A 13,839-nucleotide genomic window follows, 5' to 3' on the forward strand; every position below is an offset into this window, starting at 1 on the left:
TCCAGGTCTTCGGTACGCGTGTCGCGCGACACGCGCATCGCGCGTACCAGTGACCGATTTCTGATGGTGGTCGATTGGCGTGATCAGCCGCCTGTGCGGGCGCCTGCGCCAATCGCGTCGATTGCGTGACGGATTTCCCTGATAAAGCGGGTCAGCGTGTCGGCCGCGGCTTCCGGGGCCGCTTCCTCAAGCAGATTGACGATCCGGCTGCCGATGACCACCGCATCGGAGATTTCCGCCACTGCACGCGCCGACTGCGCATCGCGGATGCCGAATCCGACCCCGATTGGCAGCGGAACCCGCGACTTGATGGCCGGGATTTTACCTGCAATATCAAGAACGTCCAGATGCGTCGCACCGGTGACACCCTTCAGCGACACGTAGTACACGTAACCGCTCGCGATCCGGCCGACCGCTGCGATGCGTTCATCGGTCGACGTCGGCGCCAGCAGGAAGATCGGGTCGATGCCCGCGGCCTTCATCTTTTCGGCGAACGGCCCGCACTCTTCCGGCGGATAGTCGACCACCAGCACACCGTCCACGCCCGCTTCGTTCGCCGCCTTCGCGAACGCATCGGCACCGATCCGCTCGATCGGATTCGCGTAGCCCATCAGCACGATCGGTGTCTTGTCGTCGCGTTCGCGAAAACGCTTCACGTCGGCCAGCACGCCGCGCAGCGTCACGCCCTTCGCGAGCGCACGCTCCGACGAACGCTGGATGACCGGACCATCCGCCATCGGGTCGGAAAACGGCACGCCCAGTTCGATCACGTCCGCACCGCCCTCGACGAGCGCGTGCATGAATTCGACGGTCCGTGCCGGGTCGGGATCGCCCGCGGTGATGAACGGGATGAGCCCTTTGCGCTTCTGTGCGGCCAGTGCCGCAAATTTCTGATTGATTCGGGACATTTGAATTTTCTCGAAGTCGATTGACTGTGCGTTGCGCGTGCCGCTTTAGCGGATATCGGGCGTTCAGGCTGTCGCCACGGGTGCAACCGAAGCTGCCGCCAAACTGACACGTTCTCGCGCTATCGCACAGTAACTTTCATTGATCTCATAGCCGACGAATTGGCGCTGCTGACGCGCGCAAGCAACTGCGGTGGTGCCGCTGCCCATGAACGGATCCAGCACGCGGCCGCCGGGCGGACAACTCGCGAGCACCATGCGCTCGACGATTTCCAGCGGCTTTTGCGTCGGGTGCGCGACCCGTTCCGCATGTTGCCGATGCAGGCGCGACACGGACCAGACGTCCTTGGGGTTGTAGCCCATCTCCAGCCACTTGCTGCCTTCGAACAACTTGCGCGAACGCGCCTTCTTCGTGACGGCATCGTACGGGATACGGACGGGATCGAGATCGAAGTAGTAATCCTTCGATACGGCGAACAGACCGATGTTGTCGTGCACCGACGTGAAACGCCGCGTCGTGCCGCCCATGCTCGGCACGCGCCGGTCCCAGATGATCTCGTTGACCATCGTGAGTTTCGTCTTCAGAAAGCAGAAGATTTCCGGCGCGTACTGCCACGTGCAAAAGACATACAGCGAACCGGACGGCTTGAGCTTCGGAATGGCCAGTTCCAGCCACTCGCGCGTCCATGCGAGAAAAGCGTCGCCCGAACGCATGTCCGAATCGTTGCCGTAGTCCTTGCCGAGCCCGTACGGCGGATCGGCAAGGATCAGGTCGATCGACTGGTCCGGCAGATTCGCCGCATCGGTCAGAAAGTCGCGGTTCCGAAGTTCGATTCCAGCCGGCGTCGGCAGCAGCAGCGGCGCAGAGGCGATGGCCTGTGCAACCGGTTGTTCCGCTACGGGTTGCGGTTGCGGCTGTGCCACTTCCGTGGCCGTCGCCGCTTGACTCGCGTCCGCCGCGGCGGTGTCGAGCGTTGGCTGCGGTTCGTCGAACTCGTCGCGCATCACCGCGGCGCTCAGAACTTGATACCCGATCGCTCGGCGACCGTGTGCATGTCCTTGTCGCCACGGCCCGACAGGTTGACCAGCAGGACCTTGTCCTTCGGCAGCGTCGGCGCGAGCTTCGTCGCATACGCAAGCGCGTGGCTCGATTCGAGCGCCGGGATGATCCCTTCGATGCGGCAGCACTCATGGAACGCCTTGAGCGCTTCTTCGTCGGTGATGCTGACGTATTGCGCGCGCCCACTGTCCTTGAGCCATGCGTGCTCGGGACCGACACCCGGATAGTCGAGGCCGGCGGAGATCGAATGCGTCTCGATGATCTGGCCGTTTTCGTCCTGCAGCAGGTACGTGCGATTGCCGTGCAGCACGCCCGGCGTGCCGCCTGTCAGCGACGCCGCGTGCCGGCCCGTGTCAAGGCCGTCGCCGGCTGCTTCAACGCCGATCAGTTGCACTGCTTTGTCGTCGATATACGGGTAAAAGATGCCCATCGCGTTCGAACCGCCGCCGATGCATGCAATGACCGCATCCGGCTGGCGCCCCGTGAGCTCCGGCATCTGCACCTTGCACTCGTCACCGATCACGCGCTGGAAGTCGCGCACCATCATCGGGTACGGATGCGGGCCGGCCACCGTGCCGATGATGTAGAACGTGCTTTCGACGTTGGTCACCCAGTCGCGCATCGCTTCGTTGAGCGCGTCCTTCAGCGTCCGCGAGCCGGATTCGACCGGCACGACGGTCGCGCCGAGCAGCTTCATCCGGTACACGTTCGCGGCCTGGCGATGCACGTCCTCGACGCCCATATAGACCACGCATTCCATCCCGAAGCGCGCCGCGATCGTCGCGGTAGCAACGCCATGCTGGCCTGCGCCGGTTTCCGCGATCACGCGCGGCTTGCCCATGCGCTTCGCGAGCAGCGCCTGGCCGATCACGTTGTTGACCTTGTGCGCGCCGGTATGGTTGAGGTCCTCGCGCTTCAGATAAATCTGCGCACCGCCGAGCAGTTCGCTCCAGCGCTGCGCGTGGTAGACAGGCGAAGGACGGCCGACGAAGTGCTTCAGTTCGCGCTGGTATTCCGCGATGAAGTCCGGGTCTTTCTGGGATTTTTCGTAAGCGACGCGCAGTTCATCCAGCGCGTGCATCAGCGTTTCGGCAACGAACACGCCGCCATATTGGCCGAAGTGGCCTCGTTCATCAGGTAAGTTGTACATTTCGTCACTCGTTTCAGTATGCCGGGCCGGCGTTTCAATGAACGCTTGCCCAGCCTGAATCATCCAGCGTCCGCTTCTCGCACTGCGCGTACGAACGCCGCCATCCGGGCGTGGTCCTTGACGCCCTTGGCGCCCGCCACTTCGATGCCGCTCGAGACATCGACCGCGTACGGGCGCACGCGACGAATCGCTTCACCGACGTTTTGCGCGTTCAACCCACCACTCAAAACGGCCCGACGCGCGAGCTCTGCTGGAATAAGTGACCAATCGAAAACCTTCCCGCCGCCGCCATAGCCTTCGACATGGGTATCGAACAAAAGGCCGCTGGCTGCCGAATAGTTAAGCGCCGATTTTACCAAATCGACCGGTTGAGTATCAGGTCCAATACGTAATGCGCGCAACCATGGCAAACCCGCGACGTTCGCGAGTGCTTCGCATTCGGCGGGCGTTTCGTCGCCATGAAACTGCAGCAACGAGAGCGGCACATTGGAGACGACCTCGCGAAGCCAGTCTTGTGTCGCATTGACGAAGAGCCCCACCACCGACAGAAATGGCGGCACGTCGCGCGTCAGTTCGACCGCCTGCGCGACGCTCAATGCGCGCGGGCTGGGCGGATAAAACACAAGGCCGATCGCATCCGCGCCCAGTTCAACTGCGCATGCGACGTCCGATGGCTTCGACAGCCCGCACAGCTTGATCCGCGTGCGGTGCGGCACGGCACTGGCGGCGCTGGCCGCGGAGGTGGAATCCGCCGCGGTCGCGGCGGCAAGGCCGGCTTGCGCCGGCTGGCTTGAGGTGGTGGTGTTCATGATTGCGTTTGGTTGTTCCAGACATGGCTCCACGGCACACTGCCGACCGGCGCGGCGGGTATCGCAAACTCGTCCGGGTAGCCGACCTGCGCCAGATAAAGGCCGTCGGGCATGAAAGTCGGCGCCGCGTAATTGCGGTCGCGGCTTTGCAGCACGTCAGCGAGCCAGTCGACAGGATAACGCCCTCGGCCGATCGCAATGAGGCAGCCCATCAGGTTACGCACCATGTGATGCAGAAACGCGTTTGCGCGAAAGCGGAAATGGATGAAATCGCCGTCGCGGCGCACGTCGATCTGGTACAGATGCTTGACCGGCGTCTTCGCCTGGCATTCGGACGAGCGGAAGGCCGAAAAATCGTGTTCGCCGATCAGGTATGCGGCCGCCGCGCGCATCGCATCGACCTCGAGCGGCGTGTGAATCCAGCCGACACGGCCCGAGAGCATCGGCGAGCGCACCGGGTGCACGTAAAGCGCGTAGTAGTAGGTTCGCTCGAATGCCGAAAAACGCGCGTGGAACGTGTCCGGCATCGGCTTCGCCCACTGCACGGCGACCGTCGACGGCAAGAACGCGTTCGTACCCCGTACCCACGAGAATTCGGCGCGTTCGAGGTCCGTATCGAGATGGACCACTTGCCCGAGTCCGTGCACGCCGGTGTCGGTGCGGCCGGCGACCACGGTCTGCAAAGGCGTCTGCGCGAATTCACGCAGCGCGCGCTCCAGTTCGTCCTGCACGGTTTTGCCGTGCGGCTGCGACTGCCAGCCGCAAAATGCCGCGCCGTCGTACTGAACGCCTAGTGCAATGCGCATCACGACAACGGCGCGAGCGTCGACAGCATCGCGCGGGCTTCGTTGCGCGTCGCGGCGTCGTTGGACTCGATGACTTCGTTGATCAGCGTCCTTGCGCCGGCGACGTCGCCGAGCTCGATGTATTCCGCGGCCAGTTCGAGCTTGTTGCGCGCAATGCGCGCGAGTTCTTCCGGCGTGAACGTCGGCAACGGCTGCGCGGGACCCGGCGGCAACTCGAGATCGAAATCGAGCGCGAGCGGGCCGTACCTGGCGGCGCCCATGCCGGCAATCGCGCCATGGCCGGCCGTGCCGGCTTCGATCTGCGCACCGACGCGCGGCGCTTCGGGCTCATGCGGCGGTACGGCCTGCCGCGCGGTGATTTCGGGCTCGACGACCGGTTGCGTGGGCGGCGTGGCCAGCGGCACAGCCGGCGCGTCAGGTTCGGCGGCGCGCGGTGGCAACGACATGTCGAGGCTGCCGAGCGCGTCGAGCGCCGCACGTGGAAATTGCGGCAAGGTCGCGCGGTTTTCATCGGGTTCGTGCCCCGACAACTCGTGATCCTGCTGCTGGGCGGGCTCGTGCGGTTCTGCGTGAGCTTGCGCCGCATCGGTGGCAGCGACGGCCGGTTCGTCGGACGCTGGCTGGGTAGCCGGTTCGCTATCGGAGCGGTCCGTCAACTCCGGTTCGGTCGTCTCGGTCGTCTCGGTCGTCTCGGTCGTCTCGGTCGTCTCGGTCGTCTCGGTCGTCTCGGCAGGCGTGGCGACGTCCGGCGGCAGTTCCGGCGCCGTAGTGGCGGGCTCGCTTGCCAGCGCGTGGGCTTCTTCCGCGGGACTGGCGGGTGGCGCCTCAGGTTCGGTGCGTGCGGCCAGCGCTTCGCTCGTGGACGCGTGTGCGCTGGGGGGTTCGTGCGAATCGGGAGCTTGCGCCTCGCGCGTCAGTTCGGATTGCTCTTCGCGTGCCGCCGCCGCGGGTTCGGCTGCGACAGCAGCGGTGTCACCCGTCACGGTTGGCTCGCCAGCCGTGGTTTTCAGCGGTTGATCCGGCGTGTCGTGCAGTTGGGGGATAGCGGCATCGGCGGCCGGCGGCACACGCTCGGTCAGCGACGGCACCGTATCGTCGTCGTCATGCACCGTCTCGTGCGATGCGGCGGCATCACTGCTTCTCGCCATCGCAACGTATGCACCTGCCGCGTTGCGCACCGTGTCCTCGGGTGCGGCAGCGTCGGGACCCGCTGGCGCAACTTCGGCAGTCGCCTGCCCGGACGCGGACGCATCGGCGCGCCTGCGTCGCCGCATCGCCAGCCCGGCGACCAGCGCAGCCAGCGCTGCGCCGATCAGCGCAGCGGCGCCAACGTACCCCTGTTTCGAGATCTCCGTCGGCGCAGTGGTCGGCTGAGGTGATACCGGCGCAACGGGCGGATGGGCGCCCGGTGTAGCCGCGCCCGCCGCCGCCGATGCGCCAGAGCCCGCACCGGCCAGCGCAGACGGTTGATTATTCGCGGCCGCGACGCCGCTTGCCCCCTGCGGCGTTCCCGCCGGCTTGCCGATACCGTGCTTCTGAAGCTCCATCAGCACGCGATTTTTCAGCGCCAGCAGTTGCTGAAGACTTGAAACCTGTGGGCGCGCCTGCGAAGCCGCGAGCGGCGCGCCGGCGGATGCCGCCTGCGTGCCGCTTGCGCCTGCGGCCGGCTGACTCGGTGCAGACTGGATCGAGCCCGACCATACGTTTCCGCTGCTTGCCGCGGCGGACTGCGGGGCGCTCGCGCCGGCCGCCTGCGCAACTGGCGCGGATGCGGGTGCGGATGCCTGCGCGGCAGGTGCAGATACCGGCGCCGCCGCATTTGCGGCAGCCGACGCGGCAGTTGCAGTGGACTCGCTTGCAGCCTGCGCGCTCACCGCAGCTGCGGACGCTGCTGCAGCCGTTGCCCCTGCGGCACTCGCAGCCGGCTGCTGATGCGCTTCCTGTGCAACCGCACTCGCACCAACCGCCGGCGCCGCCGAAACCGCCGCAGCGGGCGCACTCGCCGCGCTGCCCACCATCTCAGCCGCGCTTGCCGCACCGGTTGGCGCTGAGGCCGCGGCCGTCGGCGCTGCCGAAACAGCAGCGGCAGCCGATGCGGCCGCCCCCGTGGCATCCAGCACTGGCACGTTCAGCAAGGCGCCGATCTTCATCCTGCTGGGGTCGTTCTTCATGAACGCGCCCGGATTCGCGTCGAAGATCGCATGCGCGGCACGCGCCAGCACCGCGCGATCATGCGACTGGGTAATCGCGATCGCGACGTCGTTGAGCGATTGTCCGGCTTGCACCGTCACCTGACTCGCTGCCGTGGGCGCACTGGCAACAACAGCTGCACTCGCGGCTCCCGTGCCGCTAGCGGCCGTCCCTTGCGCAGCACACGTTTGCGCGGCCATCAGCAAAACAGCCGCCGTCACCGCGGCACGGCACCCGATGCGGTCCAGCGTTGCCACCGCCGCATGCCGAAATTGAAATGGAGCAATCATCGGGGCCTTGTGCGCGAGGTCGCGAGGTTCGGATTGACGAAGCCTGGTTGCGCTGTTTTCGATGAACAAAGACAAGATGTAGAAATCGCCCAATGAAAAAAGCGCCGCGAGAATCGCGACGCTTTTATTGTTGCTGTAAGTGTTGTACGCGTCTGCCGCGCGTAGTTTACTTTACTTGTCGAGCAGAATGCGAAGCATCCGACGCAGCGGTTCAGCGGCACCCCACAACAGCTGGTCGCCGACCGTAAACGCGGACAGATACTCGCCGCCCATCGCCAGCTTGCGCAGACGGCCGACCGGCACCGTCATCGTACCGGTGACGACCGCCGGCGACAGGTCGCGAATCGACGCTTCACGCTCGTTCGGCACAACCTTCACCCAGTCGTTGGCCGACGCCAGAATGCTGTTCACGTCGTCGAGCGGTACGTCCTTCTTCAGCTTGATCGTGAGCGCCTGCGAATGGCAGCGCATCGCGCCGATCCGCACGCACAGACCGTCGACCGGAACCGAGCCCGGCTCACCCATCGCCGGCTTGCCGAGAATCTTGTTCGCCTCTGCGCCACCCTTCCATTCTTCTTTCGACATGCCGTTGCCGAGATCCTTGTCGATCCACGGGATCAGCGAGCCGGCGAGCGGCACGCCGAAATGCTCGGTTGGCATGCTGTCGCCGTGCATGGCCGACAACACACGGCGGTCGATATCGAGGATCGCCGACGCCGGGTTGGCCAGATCTTCCTTCGCCGCGCCGTACAGCGTGCCCATCTGCGCGAGCAGTTCACGCATGTTCTGCGCGCCGGCGCCCGATGCGGCCTGATACGTCATCGCGGTCATCCATTCGATCAGGTTCTCGCGGAACAGGCCGCCAAGCGCCATCAACATCAGGCTGACCGTGCAGTTGCCACCGATGAAGTTCTTCTGCCCTTTGACGAGCGCGTTCTTGATGACGTCCAGGTTGACGGGGTCGAGCACGATCACCGCGTCGTCCTTCATGCGCAGTGTGGATGCCGCGTCGATCCAGTAGCCGTTCCAGCCGGCGGCGCGCAGCTTCGGGAATACGTCGCTCGTATAATCGCCGCCCTGGCAGGAGATGATCGCATCGCACTTCTTCAGATCGTCGATGCTGTTTGCGTCTTTGAGCTGGGTCTCGTTTTTGGCGAACGACGGCGCCTTGCCGCCCGCATTGCTGGTGCTGAAAAACACCGGTTCGATCAGATCGAAGTCGCGCTCCTGCTGCATACGTTGCATCAGGACGCTGCCGACCATGCCGCGCCAACCTACGAGACCTACGTTCATGACTTCATACCCTTCGAGTGGAGCTTCCCCGCAATTTGGCCCGGCGTGTCCGCGCGGGGAAGACGGGCGGGCACGACGGACGATCAGCGTTTCGTGATCGTTTTCGGGGTAATAACTTTAATGAGCGCTTGGGTGGTAATGGCGAGTTCAGTCGCACGGGCCGTTTTGCCGTGCTTGCTCGAGATCGAGGTGATGTGAGGAATCTGCGCCATTGCGTGAGTCTACACGAAAACCACTGATTCGGCGGCTTACGGGCCCGTTCCAGGCACAAACGATGCTAAAAGGCCGGCGAACCGGCCTCATCCCACCCTTCAATTACAGCGCGGCAACCACCGCGTCGCCCATCGCCGCGGTACCGACCTGCTGGCAGCCCGGCGTCAGAATGTCGCCCGTGCGGTAGCCCTGCTCGAGCACCTTCTTTACCGCGTTTTCGATACGGTCGGCCTGCTCCGCTTTATTCAGCGAATAACGCAGCATCATCGCGGCAGACAGAATGGTCGCGAGCGGATTCGCCACGCCCTTGCCGGCGATGTCCGGCGCCGAACCGTGCGACGGCTCGTACAGCCCCTTGTTGCTCTTGTCGAGCGACGCGGACGGCAGCATGCCGATCGAGCCGGTCAGCATCGCCGCTTCGTCGGACAGGATATCGCCGAACATATTGCCGGTGACGATCACGTCGAACGACTTCGGCGCCTTTACAAGCTGCATTGCCGCGTTATCGACATACATGTGCGACAGTTCGACGTCCGCATAGTCCTTCGCGACGTCGATCACCGTGTCCTTCCACAGTTGCGACGTTTCGAGCACGTTCGCCTTGTCGACCGAGGTCAGCTTCTTGCCGCGCTTTTGCGCCGCCTGAAACGCGACATGCGCAATGCGGCGCACTTCGGGCTCCGAATAGCGCATCGTATCGAAGCCTTCCTTCGCGCCGGCGAACGGGCCGTCCGGCGCCTCACGCACACCACGCGGCGAACCGAAGTAGATATCGCCGTTCAGTTCGCGCACGATCAGGATGTCGAGCCCGGATACGATCTCCGGTTTCAGCGACGACGCACCCGTCAACTGCGCGTAGCAGATGGCCGGACGGAAGTTCGCGAACAGTTGCAGATGCTTGCGCAAGCCCAGGATGGCCTGCTCGGGGCGCAGCGCGCGCTCGAGCTTGTCGTACTTCCAGTCGCCGACCGCGCCGAACAGGATCGCGTCGGCTTCTTTCGCCAGCTTGAGCGTCGCGTCGGGTAGCGGATGACCGGCCGCTTCGTAGCCAGCGCCGCCAACCGGCGCCTCTTCGAGCTCGAACTTTTCGCCGAGCATGTTCAGCACCTTCACGGCTTCCTTGACGATTTCCGGACCAATGCCGTCGCCGGGCAATACAGCAATCTTCATGCGTGTTTCCTTATTCGTGTGTGGCGAGACGTATCGCGCGCGCCGTCGCGCACGCAAACAGCGGCCAGCCGGCGCTGCCTGTCAGGCTGGCCGCGCGGCTGGGCTGCGCTGTTAGCCGACGATCCGGTGACCGAGCCACGGCTGCTTCGTGAGCCGCTCCGCTTCGTACTGGCGAATCTTGTCCGCCTGGCGCAACGTCAGTCCGATATCGTCGAAACCGTTCAGCAGGCAGTACTTACGGAATGCATCGACGTCGAACGGGTACTCGGCGCTGCCGTTGGTCGTGCGCACGACTTGCGCGTCGAGGTCGACGGTCAGCTGGAAACCAGTGAACGCATGGGTTTCGTTGAACAGATGATCGACCTGCTGCTCGGTCAGCACGATCGGCAACAGGCCGTTCTTGAAGCAATTGTTATAGAAGATATCGGCAAAGCTCGGCGCGATCAGCGCGCGAAAACCGTATTGCTGCAATGCCCACGGCGCGTGCTCGCGCGAGCTGCCGCAACCGAAGTTCTGGCGCGCGAGCAAAATCGACGCGCCCTGGTAGCGCGACTGATTCAGCACGAAGTCCGGGTTCAACGGACGCTTCGAGTTGTCCATGCCGGGTTCGCCATGGTCGAGATATCGCCACTCGTCGAATGCGTTCGGGCCGAAGCCGGTGCGCTTGATCGACTTCAGGAACTGCTTCGGGATGATCGCGTCCGTATCGACGTTCTCGCGGTCGAGCGGTGCGACGAGGCCAGTGTGTACGGTGAATTTGTCCATGACGCTTATACCTGTTCAAAGCCGCGGACGCTGGTACGCAAGCGAAGCCTGCGCGCCGCGTTGCCGGCGTTCAAGTGTTCAACCCAGCTTGCGAATATCGATGAAATGTCCCTCGATCGCAGCCGCGGCGGCCATTGCGGGGCTCACGAGGTGCGTACGCCCGCCCGCCCCCTGGCGGCCTTCGAAATTGCGATTCGAGGTCGAGGCACAACGCTCGCCCGGCTCGAGCCGGTCCGCGTTCATCGCGAGGCACATCGAGCAGCCCGGCTCACGCCATTCGAACCCGGCATCGGTGAACACCTTGTCGAGGCCCTCGCGTTCCGCTTGTGCCTTCACGAGCCCGGAGCCCGGCACCACCATCGCGAGACGGATGCTCGGCGCGACGCGGCGGCCGAGCTTCTTCACGACCCAAGCGGCCGCGCGCAGGTCTTCGATGCGCGCGTTCGTGCACGAGCCGATGAAGATCTTGTCCGGCTTGATCGATTCGATCGGCGCATTCGGCTCGAGCGCCATGTACTTCAGCGCGCGCTCCATCGCATCGCGCTTGACCGGGTCCTTCTCGCGTTCCGGGTCCGGCACGCGGCTATCGACCGACGTGACCATTTCCGGCGACGTGCCCCACGTGACTTGCGGCACGATCTCCGCGGCATTCAGTTCGACGACGCGATCAAAGTGCGCGTCCGGATCGGACTTGAACTGCTTCCAGTACGTGACGGCCTGCTCCCATTCCGCGCCCGTCGGCGTGAACGGCCGGCCTTTCAGGTATTCGACGGTCGTATCGTCGACCGCCACCATGCCGGCGCGCGCGCCCGCTTCGATTGCCATGTTGCAGACCGTCATGCGGCCTTCCATCGACAGCGCGCGAATCGTCGAGCCGCCGAATTCGATCGCGTAGCCGGTGCCGCCCGCGGTACCGATCTTGCCGATAATCGCCAGCACGACGTCCTTCGCGGTGCAGCCGCGCGGCAGCGTGCCTTCGACCTTCACGAGCATGTTCTTGCTCTTCTTCTGCAACAGCGTTTGCGTGGCGAGCACGTGTTCGACTTCCGACGTGCCGATACCGTGCGCGAGCGCGCCGAACGCGCCGTGCGTCGACGTGTGCGAATCGCCGCAAACGATCGTCATGCCCGGCAGCGTCGCGCCCTGCTCGGGCCCGATGATGTGCACGATGCCCTGGCGCATATCGTTCATCTTGAACTGCGTGATACCGAACGCATCGCAGTTCGCATCGAGCGTATCGACCTGCAGCTTCGATACCGGGTCCGCAATACCGTGACTGCGATCGGTGGTGGGCACGTTGTGATCGGACACCGCGAGATTCGCGCTGATGCGCCACACAGGACGCTGCGCGATTCTCAGGCCTTCGAACGCCTGCGGGCTCGTCACTTCATGCAGCAGGTGACGGTCGATATAGAGAAGCGTCGTGCCGTCGTCTTCGGTGTGGACCACGTGGCTGTTCCACAATTTGTCGTAGAGAGTCTGTGCCATGGTATGCGGGGTGGTTGTGGCTACATTGCAAAGCGGTCGGGTCATTATGCCACGCAGCGCGCATCGGCTGCGCACGAAATCCTGAAAAAACCGATAAAAAACAGTAGCTTGGCTGGTAGTGTCGATACCTGTATCGCGGTTACCCGGCAGCACGAGCGATGCGTTCAGCGCACGCTCAATCGAAGCCCAGTTGCGCCCGGCCGAGTGCCGTCAGATCGCCGGCATTCGCGCGCCCCTCGAAATCCGTCTCGAAGTGATCGGCGGGAAAATCAGGCGGGCTTTCACCGCGCAGAAAGCTCGGCAACTGACGCTTCAAGTAGGCGTCGTTCTTCACGCACCAGGGCGCCGACGCGATATACATCACGTTGCTGTAGCCGCTGCCGCGATGCGCGTCTTCGACCGAATGCACAACGTCGCAATGCCAGAACACCGCATCGCCCGGCTGCATGTGCGGGATCGGCGTCACCGCTTCGAGCAGCAATGCATGCCATTGCGGCGCGATCGATAGTGCACGGGCGGGCTGCGCGCCGCACAGTGCGTCGTCCGGCACATCGTCCTGCAGCGCACGCAGGATGATGTACGCCATCGCATTCGCGATCGGGATCAGTTGCAATGTGCCGTCGCCAGGGCCTTGCGCGGTCAGCGCGGTCCAACCCTGAAAGGTGCGGAACATCGAGCACACCGCCGGCGATGGAATCTCTTCGACATCGGGCCGGAACGCGGCATCGAACGGATCGTACGCGCGCCAGTTGCCGGACAGCAGATGCCGATAGACCTGCCGGAAATTCGGGTCGAGCCAACGCTCGACCGAGCCGCCGTCGACGTGCGGCGACAGGCCAAGCGACGCGGAGCCGGGCGGCCTGCGCCGGATCCGATCCGCGTAGACGGGCACGCGGTCCGGATCGAAGTGCTGTTTGCCATCGCTCGCCGTACGCCATAAGCGGTTCAGAAACACGCGCGTGCGCGTGAGCTCGTCGGATTGCCGCGCAGCCACTTGCGGTTTCGACCAGTAGACGCCGTAAATTTGCGGCTTGCTCGAAGACAGCGTGCCGAAGTATTTGTCTTCCGCGCGATGCGCGAGTTTTTCATCGAGCCCGTTGCGCTCGACATACGCACCGATTTCGTCGTTCCAGTCGCTCGCCTGCCGCGGATCGAATACGCGGCGAACCACGCACGCGCCGCGCGCTTTGATTCGCTCGACCGTTTGCGCATCGACGTCGCCCGCTGCCATTGACGCGTAGTCAAACACCGGGATTGCGTCGTCGCCACGGTCGCGTTCGCGGCGAATCGCGTCGACCTGCCGTGCGATGTCGCCTTCCAATTCTCTGAACACCTGCGCACGGTTCGGCAACGCGGTACGAAACGCGTGTTTTGTGCTGCGAATGGCACCCGGTACGTCGTCGATGATGAGCGGCATTGCCCTGTCTCCCATTTCGTTGGACATGTAACGGGTAGCTTAGACGCGTTCGTTCGATCCCCCAAATGCAAAACGCCTCAACGGTAAACGAACCATTGAGGCGTGATGCATTCCAGTGCGAACGCGGCTTTTGCAGCCGCACTGCACCGAAGCGTCGCAGGCTTAACGCTTCGCGAGCGGCTTCGCCTCGCGCGGCGTCTCGCCGACGAAGAGCTGACGCGGACGGCCAATCTTCTGTTCCGGATCGGCAATCATCTCGTTCCACTGCGCAATCCAGCCCACC

At 64.1% G+C, this 13,839-nt stretch carries 11 protein-coding genes; all 11 read right to left on the reverse strand.

Annotated features, from left to right (window positions below):
* Positions 1–83: 83 nt before the first annotated feature.
* The 11 genes from trpA to HV796_RS31240 all read right to left on the reverse strand — a co-directional run bounded on the left by trpA (position 84) and on the right by HV796_RS31240 (position 13,556).
* Positions 84–908: a tryptophan synthase subunit alpha gene (gene trpA / locus HV796_RS31190; protein WP_175231600.1), complete on the reverse strand. Its 825-nt coding sequence runs from the start codon at positions 906–908 to the stop codon at positions 84–86.
* A gap of 63 nt (positions 909–971) precedes the next feature.
* Positions 972–1,910 (reverse strand): DNA-methyltransferase, encoded by a 939-nt coding sequence (locus HV796_RS31195; RefSeq protein WP_175231622.1) that lies wholly within the window; start codon positions 1,908–1,910, stop codon positions 972–974.
* Between the two features lie 11 nt (positions 1,911–1,921).
* Entirely contained in the window at positions 1,922–3,115 is a 1,194-nt protein-coding gene (trpB, locus tag HV796_RS31200) for a tryptophan synthase subunit beta (protein ID WP_175231602.1), read from the reverse strand.
* A 59-nt stretch (positions 3,116–3,174) separates the two neighbouring features.
* On the reverse strand, positions 3,175–3,927 hold the full coding sequence (locus HV796_RS31205; protein ID WP_377694799.1) for a phosphoribosylanthranilate isomerase: 753 nt from the start codon (positions 3,925–3,927) through the stop codon (positions 3,175–3,177).
* A complete protein-coding gene (truA, locus tag HV796_RS31210) occupies positions 3,921–4,730 on the reverse strand; it encodes a tRNA pseudouridine(38-40) synthase TruA (RefSeq protein WP_175231606.1) in 810 nt (269 codons plus the stop codon). Before truA ends, HV796_RS31205 begins: the two co-directional genes overlap by 7 nt.
* Positions 4,730–7,210 (reverse strand): FimV/HubP family polar landmark protein, encoded by a 2,481-nt coding sequence (locus tag HV796_RS31215; protein ID WP_217478043.1) that lies wholly within the window; start codon positions 7,208–7,210, stop codon positions 4,730–4,732. The genes truA and HV796_RS31215 overlap by 1 nt, the downstream gene beginning before the upstream one ends.
* Before the next feature lie 171 nt (positions 7,211–7,381).
* Positions 7,382–8,503: an aspartate-semialdehyde dehydrogenase gene (gene asd / locus HV796_RS31220; protein WP_175231610.1), complete on the reverse strand. Its 1,122-nt coding sequence runs from the start codon at positions 8,501–8,503 to the stop codon at positions 7,382–7,384.
* Between the two features lie 315 nt (positions 8,504–8,818).
* Entirely contained in the window at positions 8,819–9,886 is a 1,068-nt protein-coding gene (leuB, locus tag HV796_RS31225; protein WP_175231612.1) for a 3-isopropylmalate dehydrogenase, read from the reverse strand.
* Positions 9,887–9,997: 111 nt separating this feature from the next.
* On the reverse strand, positions 9,998–10,651 hold the full coding sequence (gene leuD / locus HV796_RS31230) for a 3-isopropylmalate dehydratase small subunit (RefSeq protein ID WP_175231614.1): 654 nt from the start codon (positions 10,649–10,651) through the stop codon (positions 9,998–10,000).
* Positions 10,652–10,729: 78 nt separating this feature from the next.
* The gene (gene leuC / locus HV796_RS31235) at positions 10,730–12,139 is read right to left on the reverse strand and encodes a 3-isopropylmalate dehydratase large subunit (protein ID WP_175231616.1); all 1,410 of its coding nucleotides are present in this window, start codon (positions 12,137–12,139) and stop codon (positions 10,730–10,732) included.
* Between the two features lie 175 nt (positions 12,140–12,314).
* A complete protein-coding gene (locus tag HV796_RS31240; RefSeq protein WP_175231618.1) occupies positions 12,315–13,556 on the reverse strand; it encodes a DUF1479 domain-containing protein in 1,242 nt (413 codons plus the stop codon).
* Between the last annotated feature and the right edge of the window lie 283 nt (positions 13,557–13,839).

The organism is Paraburkholderia humisilvae (assembly GCF_902859855.1).
GTDB classification, from domain to species: domain Bacteria; phylum Pseudomonadota; class Gammaproteobacteria; order Burkholderiales; family Burkholderiaceae; genus Paraburkholderia; species Paraburkholderia humisilvae.

Coding starts and splice junctions, on each gene's coding strand:
- HV796_RS31215 (WP_217478043.1), bottom strand. CDS start 7,210: ATGATTGCTCCATTTCAATTTCGGCATGCGGCGGTGGCAACGCTGGAC.
- asd (WP_175231610.1), bottom strand. CDS start 8,503: ATGAACGTAGGTCTCGTAGGTTGGCGCGGCATGGTCGGCAGCGTCCTG.
- HV796_RS31195 (WP_175231622.1), bottom strand. CDS start 1,910: ATGCGCGACGAGTTCGACGAACCGCAGCCAACGCTCGACACCGCCGCG.
- truA (WP_175231606.1), bottom strand. CDS start 4,730: ATGCGCATTGCACTAGGCGTTCAGTACGACGGCGCGGCATTTTGCGGC.
- HV796_RS31240 (WP_175231618.1), bottom strand. CDS start 13,556: ATGCCGCTCATCATCGACGACGTACCGGGTGCCATTCGCAGCACAAAA.
- leuC (WP_175231616.1), bottom strand. CDS start 12,139: ATGGCACAGACTCTCTACGACAAATTGTGGAACAGCCACGTGGTCCAC.
- leuB (WP_175231612.1), bottom strand. CDS start 9,886: ATGAAGATTGCTGTATTGCCCGGCGACGGCATTGGTCCGGAAATCGTC.
- trpA (WP_175231600.1), bottom strand. CDS start 908: ATGTCCCGAATCAATCAGAAATTTGCGGCACTGGCCGCACAGAAGCGC.
- trpB (WP_175231602.1), bottom strand. CDS start 3,115: ATGTACAACTTACCTGATGAACGAGGCCACTTCGGCCAATATGGCGGC.
- leuD (WP_175231614.1), bottom strand. CDS start 10,651: ATGGACAAATTCACCGTACACACTGGCCTCGTCGCACCGCTCGACCGC.